This window comes from Acidovorax temperans (assembly GCF_006716905.1).
Classification (GTDB): domain Bacteria; phylum Pseudomonadota; class Gammaproteobacteria; order Burkholderiales; family Burkholderiaceae_C; genus Acidovorax; species Acidovorax temperans.
The window spans coordinates 737381-749258 of the sequence record NZ_VFPV01000001.1; the positions used below are offsets into that span (position 1 = coordinate 737381).

General features: G+C 66.8%; 7 protein-coding genes. 4 read left to right on the top strand and 3 right to left on the bottom strand.

What is annotated here, in order from left to right; genetic code table 11:
• Nucleotides 1-8: 8 nt before the first annotated feature.
• From BDD18_RS03705 to BDD18_RS03715, 3 genes are read right to left on the bottom strand one after another with little or no spacing between them, the layout of a single operon-like run.
• On the bottom strand, nt 9-1430 hold the full coding sequence (locus BDD18_RS03705; protein WP_276490455.1) for a TIGR03862 family flavoprotein: 1422 nt from the start codon (nt 1428-1430) through the stop codon (nt 9-11).
• 50 nt (nt 1431-1480) lie between these two features.
• A complete protein-coding gene (locus BDD18_RS03710) occupies nt 1481-4999 on the bottom strand; it encodes a UvrD-helicase domain-containing protein (protein WP_142081468.1) in 3519 nt (1172 codons plus the stop codon).
• Nucleotides 4996-7596, bottom strand: a complete 2601-nt coding sequence (locus tag BDD18_RS03715; RefSeq protein ID WP_142081470.1) for a PD-(D/E)XK nuclease family protein — start codon at nt 7594-7596, stop codon at nt 4996-4998. Before BDD18_RS03715 ends, BDD18_RS03710 begins: the two co-directional genes overlap by 4 nt.
• 110 nt (nt 7597-7706) lie before the next feature.
• Here BDD18_RS03715 and trxA point away from each other — a divergent pair, with 110 nt between their 5' ends.
• The 4 genes from trxA (at nt 7707) to BDD18_RS03735 (ending at nt 11776) form a co-directional block, all read left to right on the top strand.
• On the top strand, nt 7707-8039 hold the full coding sequence (gene trxA / locus BDD18_RS03720) for a thioredoxin TrxA (protein ID WP_066694851.1): 333 nt from the start codon (nt 7707-7709) through the stop codon (nt 8037-8039).
• A 251-nt stretch (nt 8040-8290) separates the two neighbouring features.
• Nucleotides 8291-9553, top strand: coding sequence for a transcription termination factor Rho (rho, locus tag BDD18_RS03725; protein ID WP_044396828.1), 1263 nt, complete (start codon nt 8291-8293; stop codon nt 9551-9553).
• A 159-nt stretch (nt 9554-9712) separates the two neighbouring features.
• Nucleotides 9713-9967 (top strand): type B 50S ribosomal protein L31, encoded by a 255-nt coding sequence (locus BDD18_RS03730; RefSeq protein ID WP_044396829.1) that lies wholly within the window; start codon nt 9713-9715, stop codon nt 9965-9967.
• Nucleotides 9968-10072: 105 nt separating this feature from the next.
• Nucleotides 10073-11776: a hypothetical protein gene (locus tag BDD18_RS03735; RefSeq protein ID WP_142081473.1), complete on the top strand. Its 1704-nt coding sequence runs from the start codon at nt 10073-10075 to the stop codon at nt 11774-11776.
• Nucleotides 11777-11878: the final 102 nt, after the last annotated feature.

Genomic DNA, 11878 nt, shown 5'->3' on the forward strand with positions numbered 1-11878 from the left:
CGCGCCCATCAAGCGCTGCGCCCCAAAAACGCTAAAACCCCCTGCCCCGCACGCACGCCGCTGGCCAAGCACGCCGTCAGCAGGTAGCCGCCGGTCGGGGCCTCCCAGTCCAGCATTTCGCCCGCACAGAACAGACCGGGTAAGGCCTGCGCCATGAGGTGCGCGTCCAGCGCCTCAAAGGTCACGCCCCCGGCGGTGCTGATGGCCTCGTCGATGGGCCGGGGGGCCACCACGGTGATGGGCAGCGCCTTGATGGCGTGGGCCAGGGCCACGGGGTTGTTCATGCCATCTTTGCCCAGGTGCTCGTACAGCACGCCCGCCTTGATGCCATCAAGCCCCAGGCGGCTTTTGAGGTGGCTGGAGAGTGAACGCGAGCCACGCGGGTGGCGCACCTCGACCAGCACGCGCTCGGGGCTGTGGTCAGGCAGCAAGTCGAGATGAAAGGTGGCGTGGCCGTGGGCCTCGATCTCATCGCGCAACAGATGTGACACGGCGTACACCAGGCTGCCCTCCACGCCCGTGGCCGTGGCCACAAACTCGCCCCGGCGTTGAAAGTGCTGGCCGGTGCTGCTGATAAAACTCAGCGCCACAGACTTGAACGGCTGGCCCGCAAAGCGTTCTGCGAAATGCGGCGTCCAGCCCACCGGCACGGCGGGCGTGCGGCCCAGCAGCTCTTGCAAAAAGGCGCGCCGCGTTTCGCCCGCAGGGGCGTTCATGCCCGCCACATCAAAGCCGCAGTTCGATGGGCGCAGCGGGGCCACGGCCACGCCTCGCTCGGCCAGCAGGGGCACCCAGGCCCCATCGGAACCGAGCCGCGCCCAGCTGCCACCACCCAGGGCCAGCACCACGGCGCGGCAGGTCACCTGGCACTCGCCCGCAGGGGTGGCAAAGCGCAGGACATGGGCTGACGATGGCGTGAAATCAAGCGCTTGCTGCGCAGGCTGCGCGGCTTGCGCGGCATCGTGGTCGTTGGCCCAGCCCAGCCAGCGGTGGCGCATGTGCAGCTGCACGCCCTGCCCGCGCAGGCGGTGCAGCCAGGCGCGCAGCAAGGGGGCGGCCTTCATGTCGGTGGGGAAGACGCGGCCCGACGTGCCCACAAACGTCTCCACCCCCAGGCCCTGCGCCCAGGCGCGCACCTCGGGGCTGCCAAAGGCGCGGATCAGCGGCTCAATCTGCGGCTGGCGCGCGGCATAGCGGCTGGCAAAAGGCTCGTGCGGCTCAGAGTGCGTGAGGTTGAGCCCGCCCTTTCCCGCCAGCAGAAACTTGCGGCCCACCGAGGGCATGGCATCAAACAGATGCGCGGCCACGCCGCTTTGGGCCAGCACTTCTGCCGCCATGAGCCCGGCCGGGCCACCGCCAATGATGGCCACATCGCAAGAGATTGCGGAAACGGCAGAAGTGGCGGGGGCGGAGGATGGGGCTTGGGACACGGGAGGCCTTTGGGTCAACGTCGAGAAGATGGCGAGAGCGGATGCGCGGATCAGAACAGGGAACCCTGCCTGGAATCGGGCACCGTTGGTGCAGCTTTGGCGGCACCAGGACGAGCGGCAGGCGCTGCGGGCAGCGCGGGCACATCCGTCGCCGCAGCGCCGGGGGCGGGAGTATGCCCCATAGCGGCGGAGGCGTCGGCCCCACCCACCATCACCATGCGCCCATCGCCCGTGAGGAACGCGGCATGCACCACCTCGCCGGGCATCAACACAGACACGGCCTCGCGGTAGCGCTGCAGCTGCGCCACCAAAGCCTGCTGGCGCTGGGGCTGCGTGGCGCTTTTGTAGTCCAGCACCCACCAGCCCGCCAGGGCGTCATCGGCCTGGACGGCGCGGCGCTGCACCAGCCGGTCAATGCGCAGGCTCTGGCCCTGGTAGTGCAGCGGGGCTTCGTTGATGGCGGTCTGGATCAGTGCCGCATCCCACGCCCAGGCGCCCTCGCCCGCCAGAATGGCCTGCGCCATGCGGGCGGCCTGCTCGGCGGCGGCGGGGGTGATGTCGTGGTCTGCAGCCAGGCGGGCCAAGCGCGCGGCGGGCCAGCCATGGGCACGCACATCGGCCAGCGGGGCACCGGCCACACCGGCCTGCTCCAGCAGCTGGTGCATGGCATCGCCCTGGCGCGACAGCGGGGTCGATTCCGCATCGCCCGGCATGGCCACGGGGGCATCGCCCTCCAGCCCGGCGGCGGTGTGCACGCGGGCGGTCTGCAGCGCCTCAGGCAGCGCGGGCAGGCTGGGGATGGTGAAGGTTTCCGGTGCATCAGTGGGGGCAGCGGCTTCTGCGCCATGCGCCGCCGGGGCCTGGGCTTGCAGATCGACTTCCGTGACCAGCGGAGCCAGCCGGTTCCACCAGCTGCCGGGGGCCGAGTTGCTGGGCTGCACCGACGACAGCGCCAGGCAGTGCTTGGCGCGCGTCATGGCCACGTAGAGCATGTTCAGCTCCTCGCGGCTGCGGGCCTGCTGCTCGGCGGCCAGCGTGGCCTCGGCACTGGGGGGCGGGTTGGACTCGCTGGCCAAAAAGATGAACGCTGAGGGCGCAGGCTGCTCGCCCGGCCAGTCCACCAGCACGCCCATGGTTTCGGCCTTTTGCGGGCGGGTGTCGGTGTCCAGCAGCAGCACGCAATCGGCCTCCAGCCCCTTGGCACCGTGCACCGTCAGCAGACGAATGGCCTGCGCATCGGCCCGGCCGGGGGCGCGCACGCCGCCCTTCTTCATGGCGCGCACAAACGCATAGGGCGTGAGGTAGCGCCCCCCGTCGTGCTGCAGCGATGCCGCCAGCAGCGCCCGCAGGTTGGCCTGCACGGCCTGGCGCTGGGTGGCGGGCGCAGCGGCGGCAAAGCGGGCCAGCACGTCGCCGTGCTCGTAGATGGCGTGCAGCGCATCGTGCGGCGGCAGGCGCTGCACCCAACCCTGGTATTGCATCAAAATAGGCCCCAGCGCTTGTAAATCGGGCGCAAGCAGCTCACTTTTCAATAGCAAATCAAACCAGCTGCAGCCCGCATGCTCGGGCTGGCGGCGCAGCACGGCCAGGGCCACCAGGGCATCGTCGCCCAGACCGAACAGCGGCGACTTGAGCGCACGGGCGAGCGACAGGTCGTGCGTGGGCGAGACCAGCACATCGAGCAGCGCCACCATGTCCTGCACCTCGGGTGCGTCGAACAGATCGGCCTTTTCCGGTTGCACGCAGGGCAGGTGCAGGGCGCGCAGGGCGTCTTGCATGCTGGCCAGGCGGTCGCGCTTGCGGGCCAGCACCAGCACCTCTTTGGGCGGTGTGCCGCTGGCGATTTGGGCGGCCACCCAGGCAGCGGCCTGTGTGCATTCGCGCATGCGCTGGGTTTCTTCGGCCTCGTGGCGGGGTTCGGTCAGGCTGTCGCGCCAGGCCAGCGGGTCGCGGGCGGTGCTGCTTCCATCGCTCGCATCGTCGTCATCGGTGATGGCGGGCAGGCGCAGCAACTGGCCTGGGTGTTTCGATTCGGTGGTGTGGTCGCGGAAGCCTGTGGTCTCGTGCTGCGCCTGGGCCTGCCCCATGACGGCGTTGACGGCGGCAATCACGCCCTGCGCGTTGCGGCGCGTGTGGTCGCAGCTGAGCAGGTCGCCGCCCAGCCCATCGCGCACAAAGGCCTGCGCGGCGATGAACACCTGCGGCTCGGCCCGGCGAAAGCGGTAGATGCTCTGCTTGGGGTCACCCACGATGAACACGCTGGGCGCGGCAGACCCGCCGCCCGATCCCGCGTAGCCCGCCAGCCACGCGTGCAGCGCCTGCCACTGCAGCGGGTTGGTGTCCTGAAACTCATCGACCAGCAGGTGGCGAATGCGCGCATCCAGCCGCTCTTGCACCCAGCCAGAAAGGACGGGGTCGGCCAGCATGACCAGGGCCGTGCGCTCCACGTCGTTCATGTCCACCCAGCCATGCTGCTGCTTGACGGCCACAAACTGCGCAATCAGGCAGCGCGCCAGCCGGGCCATGCGCTGCTGGTGCTGCCAGGCCTCGTGCTGGCGGCGGGCGGTGAGCAGGCGCTGCAGCTCGGGCTCGGCCTCTTGCGCGGCGGGGAACTTCTCCAGGTTCTTGGAGAGGCGGTCTTCCTTGGCGACGAACATGGCTTTGCGCAGCATGTCCAGGCGCTGGTTCAGGTCGGTGCAGGCCAGCGCGTCGATGATGGCATCTGCGGCCTTTTGCGGGGTCTTGTTGGACTCGGCCCCCAAAGCGCTGGCACGGCTGCGCCAACGCTGCTGGCAGGCTGCATCCTGCAAGGCCTCGGCAGGCTCGGCCCACGCGGCCAGTTCAGGGTAGGCCTGCTGGAACGGTGGCACCGAGGCATCGACTACGCCCGCGTCGTCGGCCAGATCAAACTCCACCCGCTTGGCCAGTGCCGCCGCCAGCGCCTTGTGCGTTTGCGATCGGCCATGGCGGGCCACCACGGCTTCGTAGTCGGCGCGCAGGCTGGCGCTCTCGGCCACGGCCTGCAAAAACGGGGGCCACACCTCACGCACGGCCTCGGCATCGTCCTCCAGCAACTCAAAGTGCGCGGGCAGCCCTTGCTGCTGCAACAGCGCCAGCGGGGCCGTGCCCAGCAGCGCGGCAAACCAGCTGTGGAAGGTGCGGATCTGCACCGGGCGGCCCGCCTCCAGCAACTGGCGGTATAAATTTTGTAGCGCCTCGCGCTTTTCCAGTGCGCCTTGGGGGCTGATTCCGCGTGCAATCAGCTCGGCAGTGAGTTCATCGAGCGGCTTGTGGCTGAACTGCTCCAGCCACTCTTGCAGGCGCTGGCGCATCTCGCCCGCGGCCTTTTTCGTGAAGGTGATGGCCAGGATTTCGTGCGGCGCGCAGCCATCGAGCAGCGCCCGCAGCATGCGCGAGACCAGCATCCAGGTCTTGCCCGCGCCCGCGCAGGCCTCCACCGCCACGCTACGGGCAGGGTCGCAGGCAATGGCGTAGAAGGCCTCGCGCGAGACGGGGCGGCCGTTGTGTTCGTAGGCGGCCTGGGTGGGCGATGAAATGCTCTCGGTCATGGCGTCTCTGGCGCGGGCAGTGCCTGTTCGGCATCTGCCCAATAGTCTTTGCGGCACAGGCCGCGCACGGCGCAGAACTCGCAGACCGAGCCCTCGCCCAGCGCGGGCAGGGGCGCTCCGGCGGCAATGCGGGCCATGTCGTGCTGTATGCCTTCAATCAGCACATCGCGCAGGTGCACCACTTCGTCCTGTTCGTGCAGTTGCGTCTCGCCGCGCTCGCCCACGTTGACGTAGGCGGCGCGTAGCGTGTCGTGGTGCAGCAGCGCAGCGTAGAACGGCAATTGCGTGTCCTCCGCACCACTCTTGATGCGCTGGCGGGTGACGCTGTCACTTTCGGTCTTGTAGTCAATCACCAGCACCGTGGGCTCGCCGGTGCTGGACACGCCGTCGATGCGGTCGATGGTGCCGATCAGCTCCAGGTCGCCCAGCGGTTGGCGGGTCTTGACCTCGGCCTCGCGGAACATTGCGCCCTGCTGCTCGTGCCCGGCCAGCCAGTGCAGGTAGCCATCGCGCAGTTGCGTCCAGCCTGCGGCAAAGGGCAAAAAGTCACCTTCTTGCAGGCGCTGCTGGCGCGTGACGGCTTCGGCGGCGGCATCCATACGGGCGCTGCGTTCGCCCGCGTCGTCAGTGGGCTGATCGCGCAGGTCTTCATGAAAGCGCTGCAGCACGGCATGCAGCCAGTTGCCAAAGTCGCGCTTATCTACTTCGGCGTCCAGCTCGTCGGCTTCACGCAGGCCGAGCTGGCGCTGGGCAAAGAAGCGATAGGGGCAGTGGCGCAGGTCAGAGTACGCGGTGGACGAAAGCTGCTGCACGGGCAAGGCCTGGCCCACGGGCAAGGGGCGCAGCGTGGGGGCGGCCTGCACGGTGCGGGGCGGGCGGGCGTCAGCACCCTGGTCTGCGTCGCCTTGCAGTTGCAGGGCCAGCACCAGGGCGCTGGCCAGCAATGGCTCCCCGCCCTCATCGCTGGTGCGCCACAGCACATCGATCACGGGTGTGCGCAGGGCGTTGGCCCAGGCGGCGCGCTGGGCAGCCTCCAGCGTCTGGCGTGTGGGCAGGCCCCAGGCCTCGCGCTGGGCCTGGGACCAGTCGCCCGAGGGTTCGGGCGCGGGTTGCAGGCGCTTTTCATCGCTGCCGGGCAGCACAGCGGCGGCAAACGGGCGGCCCAGCAGCTGGGGCATGGGCAAGACCACCACGGGCGCCTCAGCCGACTGCGCTGCCACGTAGCGCCCGGCCTCCAGCACATCCTTCACCCAGCGGGTGAACTCCGCGAGCGTCATGCGGCGGCCCGCACTGTCACCCCAGCTTTGCAGCTCCGCTTGCTGGCCGTCTTGCAGGCGCAGCGCCGCCAACACACGCATGCCTGCAGGGTCGGCCTGCAGGCCCTGCCATTGCCCCGCTTGCTCCAGCACCGAGCGCAACGCCAACAGCCACTGCGGCAGGGGCCGTGCGGTGCGCAGGGCATCCCGCCAGCCTTCCACCGTGGCCACGGTGCGGGCCAGGGCGGGCTGGGCGCTGAAATCACGCGCTGCGGCGGCGCTCCACTGCGGCACCACGTTGCGGCGCAGCCATTGCTCCAGACGGTTGACATCGGCAGGTGGCAGCGCGGGCGTGTGCTTGAGCCAGTCGAGCACGGCGTTGGACGATGCGTTCCACGCAGCCGCCTCCAGCGCGGCCATCAGCCTTGCGGCCGAACGGGTGGTGGAGAGAATCCAGCCGCTTTCATCGCGCACCAGCACGCCCTGGCTGTCCAGATGGGCCAGCACGCGACGGATCAGGGCCCGGTCGGTGGCGGCCAGCGCCACGGGGATGCGGCCCTGCTCGATGTGGCGCAGTACGCAGGCGGCTGCACGGTGGGCTTCGTCTTCGGCGTCTGCCGCCGCGTGCAGGGCCATCTGCGATGGGGGTTGTGCAGAGGCAGACTCCGCATCCCACAGCCCTACGCAGCAGGCGCTGGCACCCCAGTGCTGCACCAGGGCGAGGTTGAGGGCGTCGGACTGAAACCCCTCCAGCACCACCAGCGCATCCACTGCGGCGCGCACACCGGGCTCAAACAGCACATCAGTGGCGTGGCGCGATGCCAGCACCCATTCCAGTGCCAGGCGGGCTACCAGGGCTTCATAGTGCAGGGCACTGCCTTCGTCGGTGGTGGCCAGCAGGGCACGGGCCTCATCGCCCCAAGCGGCGCGGCGCTCGGGCGGCACAGCAGCCACCACCGGGGCCAGCTGGGCTGCAGCCTCTTGCAAAGGGGTGGCCAGCACATCACGCAAAGCGCCCTGCCCCACACGCTCGAGCAACGCCCGTGCCGTCAGGGTGTCACGCGCCACGTCGCCCGCAAAGTCATCACCCGTGGGCTCAGAGCCTTGCAGCTGCCCGGCCCAGTTGCGCGTGGTTTCAAAACGCGGGGCAAACCCCTGCGGAAACTGCTGCGCCCAGAAACGCTGGGCCCAAGGCATCAACTGGGCGTAGGGCACCAGCACCACGGTGCGCGCCAGATGCGCGCCCTGGGCCTGCGCATGGGCCGCCACCTGGGCCAGAGCGCGGTGCCATACAGCAGCGCACGGAGCGGTGTACCGATCACTTTTCGCTATGACAGTCATAGCATCGCGAGACCCGGCCACACCGGTGAACGTGGAATTGGTTTCTGTCACAATGCCTGAACTTTAAACGTACACCGGTCCCAACCCGCTGAAAAACAAGGAATCCCGCCATGGCCAGCGAACTCATCAAACATGTCTCCGACGCCAGCTTTGAAGCCGACGTGCTGCAACCCGGCACCCCGGTGCTGGTGGACTACTGGGCCGAATGGTGCGGCCCCTGCAAGATGATTGCCCCCATCCTGGACGAAGTCGCAGGCGCCTACCAGGGCAAGCTGCAAATCGCAAAGATGAACGTGGACGAAAACCGCGAAATCCCCGCCAAGTACGGCATCCGCGGCATTCCCACGCTGATGCTGTTCAAGAACGGCCAGCTGGCAGCCACCAAGGTGGGCGCCATGAGCAAGGCCCAGCTGACAGCCTTCATCGACCAACAATTGGCTTGATGCGCAGACGCCGCCCGAAGGCTCGGTCGGCGTCCGCTCTTTTTGTGCGAGCGCAATGCCATGGCAGGCATTGCGCAACAGCCCAGGATCCCCGCATTTTTTTCCTGTCATAATTTCGCCAGATCACCGGCTTGCACGCATTGGCAACCGGCCCGAGATCTCCCAGGCGCGCCCGGACTGCAAACAGCAGCTCCCGTGGCACCAGCCCCACTCCCCCAAGATACCTACTTACTCCGCCAAGGAGTCTTTCCATGCACTTAAACGAACTCAAGGCACTGCACGTGTCTGAAGTCCTGAAGCAGGCCGAAGAACTCGAAATCGAAAACACAGGCCGGATGCGCAAACAGGAGTTGATGTTTGCCATCATCAAGAAGCGCGCCAAGGCGGGCGAACAGGTGTTTGCGGATGGCGTGCTGGAAATCCTGCCCGATGGCTTCGGCTTTCTGCGCAGCCCTGACACCAGCTTCACCGCGAGCACGGACGACATCTACATCAGCCCCAGCCAGGTGCGCCGCTTCAACCTGCACACCGGCGACATGATTGAAGGGGAAGTGCGCACGCCCAAGGACGGCGAGCGTTACTTTGCCCTGACCAAGCTGGACAAGGTCAACGGCGGCCCACCCGAGCAGAACAAGCACAAGGTGATGTTCGAAAACCTGACGCCCCTGTTCCCCAAGGAACAGATGCGCCTGGAACGCGACATCAAGGGCGACGAGAACATCACCGGCCGCATCATCGACATCATCGCCCCCATCGGTCGTGGCCAGCGCGCGCTGATCGTTGCGCCGCCCAAGAGCGGCAAGACGGTGATGATGCAGCACATCGCCCACGCCATCACGGCCAACAACCCCGACGTGCACCTGATGGTGCTGCTGGTGGACGAGCGCCCTGAAGAAGTGACCGAAATGCAGCGCACGGTGAAGGGCGAAATCATTGCTTCGACCTTCGACGAGCCCGCCGCCCGCCACGTGCATGTGGCCGAAATGGTGATCGAGCGCGCCAAGCGCCTGGTCGAATTGAAGAAGGACGTGGTGATCCTGCTGGACTCGATCACCCGCCTGGCCCGCGCCTACAACAACGTGGTGCCGTCTTCCGGCAAGGTGCTGTCGGGTGGTGTGGACGCCGCTGCGCTGCAGCGCCCCAAGCGCTTCTTCGGCGCGGCCCGCAAGGTGGAAGAAGGCGGCTCGCTCACCATCATTGCAACGGCGCTGGTCGATACCGGCAGCCGCATGGACGAAGTGATCTTTGAAGAATTCAAGGGCACCGGCAACTGCGAAATCCACCTGAACCGCCGCCTGTACGAAAAGCGCGTGTTCCCCGCTATCGAGCTCAACAAGAGCGGTACACGCCGCGAAGAGTTGCTGCTGGCGCCCGAGATCTTGCAGAAGACCCGCATCCTGCGCCAGTTCATGTACAACATGGACGAAATCGAGTCGATGGAGCTGATGATCAAGAACATGAAGGCCACGAAAACGAATGTGGACTTCTTCGACATGATGCGTCGCGGCGGCTGATTTTTGGCTCCCCGCCTTGCCCCTAACTGGCTTCAAAGCGATGAACGGGGCATCTGAAAACAAGGCAAACAACAGTCTGTGCAATAATGGCGGGCTTTTTCTTGCGGAAAGTACATCGGACTGGCCGATGCGGCTCCCGCAGCTGACTCAAGGAAGATCATGAAAGAAGGCATTCACCCCAATTACCGCGAAGTGCTGTTCGTGGACCTGTCCAACGGCTTCAAGTTCGTGACCCGTTCCTGCGTGAACACCAAGGAAACCGAAACCTTCGAAGGCAAGGAATATCCTCTGTTCAAGCTGGATACCTCCTCTGAATCGCACCCCTTCTACACTGGCACACAAAAGTCGGTGGACAACATGGGTGGCCGCGTGGAGCGCTTCCGCAACCGTTTCGGCAAGACCGCAGCGAAGTAATTCGCCGCAATCCGCCAAAAAGGCAGCCCGGGCGACCGCGCTGCCTTTTTCTTTGGTTTTCCCTATATTCTTGGCAACCGCTCTGCCCGTTGCCCCGCACTCCCCGTGACTCCACCCAACCCCGCCATCGTCAGCCAAAAAGCAGTACAGGCATTGCCCCGCTGGGCGCTGTTGCTGCTGTGCCTGGCGTATGTGGTACCCGGTTTTGTGGGTCGTGACCCGTGGAAAAGCGCGGACGTCACCGCGTTCGGCTACATGCTGGAACTGGCCCAGGGCACAACCTCTTGGTGGAACCCTCTGCTGGGCGGCATGGCTCCAGAAACGGACGGGCTGCTGCCCTATTGGCTGGGAGCACTGGCAATCCAATGGGCGCCTGCAGGGCTCACCCCGGACATGGCAGCACGGCTGCCCTTCGCAGGGATGCTCGCCCTCACGCTCATAGCCACCTGGTACGGGGTGTATTACCTGGCCCGAAGCCCTGCGGCGCAGCCCGTGGCGTTTGCTTTTGGCGGCGAGGCCCAGCCTACCGACTATGCCCGCGCCATGGCCGACGGGGGGCTGCTGGCCCTGCTGGCCTGCCTGGGGCTGGCCCAGCTGTCGCACGAAGCCACCAGCTACCTGGTGCAACTGTGCGGCACCACGCTGGTGTTCTTCGGATTTGCCGCGCTGGGCTTCCATACCGTAGCCCCCGCCCTGGCGCTGGCCGCCGGGCTGGCCGGGCTGACCCTGGCGGGTGCCCCTGCCCTGGCGGCCATGCTGGGCCTGGGCGGCGCCTGGCTGGTATGGCGCAGTGCCAGTGTGGACATTGCCCACCAGCGCAGATGGGTTGCGGCAACTTTGATTCTGGTGGCAGCTGCGGCGCTGATGGCGTGGCAGCTCGACCTGTGGCGCTGGCGACTGGTGGGCTCGGATGCCGGCGGCAAAGAGTGGGCCAGCCTGGCCCGGCTGCTGCTGTGGTTTGGCTGGCCTGCGTGGCCCCTGGCCATCTGGACACTGTGGCGCTGGCGCAAACAAATTGCCAGCACCCAGTGGCACCGCCACCTGTGGTTGCCACTGTGGTTCTCGCTGGTATCGGTGGGCGCCACCATCAGCACAGCACCGGCAGACCGGGCTTTGCTGCTGGGCCTGCCCGCCATGGCCACGCTGGCAGCTTTTGCACTGCCTACACTGAGCCGGGCGGTGGCTGCGCTGATTGACTGGTTCACCCTGCTGTTTTTCAGCATCTCCACCTTGGCCATCTGGGTCATCTGGATCGCCATGCAGACCGGTGTACCGGCCAAACCAGCGGCCAACGTGGCCAAGCTGGCGCCTGGGTTCAGCCCATCGTTCTCGCTGTTCGCACTGCTGGTGGCGCTGGCAGCCTCGGTAGCGTGGTGCAGTTTGGTGTGGTGGCGTGCATCGCGCGACCGTGCCCCCATCTGGAAGAGCCTGGTGCTGCCCGCCAGCGGCGCTACCCTGGGTTGGCTGCTGCTGCTGACGTTGTGGCTACCCCTGCTCAATTACGCGCGCAGCTACGCACCGCAGGTGCAAAACGTGGTGCGCTTGATGAACAACGCGCCCCAAGGCTGCGTACAAACCTACGGCCTGAGCCGTGCACAGATCGCGGCCTTCCAGTACCACGGCGGCATGAACCTGCAAGTGGCAGACCCCCAGGCCCACTGCGACTGGCTTCTGGTGGATTTGAACGCCTGGCCCGCGCCCCCAGGCATTGCGAAGACCAGCGACTGGGCAGAAGTGGCGATCGTGCCGCGCCCCACGGACAAGAACGACCAGCTTGTGCTGCTGCGCCGCGCGCAGGCCCCGCAATAAGCCGGGGCAGCTGCCGATCAGTAATTGCGGTAGCCCCATGGGCGAGCCTGCACCGACATTGCGCTGAAAATCAGCCGCTGCCATTCGCCATTGAGAACACAA

Bases quoted from the DNA above. Each gene is read 5' to 3' on its own strand.
- BDD18_RS03730 (WP_044396829.1), top strand. From the start codon at position 9,713: ATGAAAGAAGGCATTCACCCCAATTACCGCGAAGTGCTGTTCGTGGAC.
- rho (WP_044396828.1), top strand. From the start codon at position 8,291: ATGCACTTAAACGAACTCAAGGCACTGCACGTGTCTGAAGTCCTGAAG.
- trxA (WP_066694851.1), top strand. From the start codon at position 7,707: ATGGCCAGCGAACTCATCAAACATGTCTCCGACGCCAGCTTTGAAGCC.
- BDD18_RS03710 (WP_142081468.1), bottom strand. From the start codon at position 4,999: ATGACCGAGAGCATTTCATCGCCCACCCAGGCCGCCTACGAACACAAC.
- BDD18_RS03715 (WP_142081470.1), bottom strand. From the start codon at position 7,596: ATGACTGTCATAGCGAAAAGTGATCGGTACACCGCTCCGTGCGCTGCT.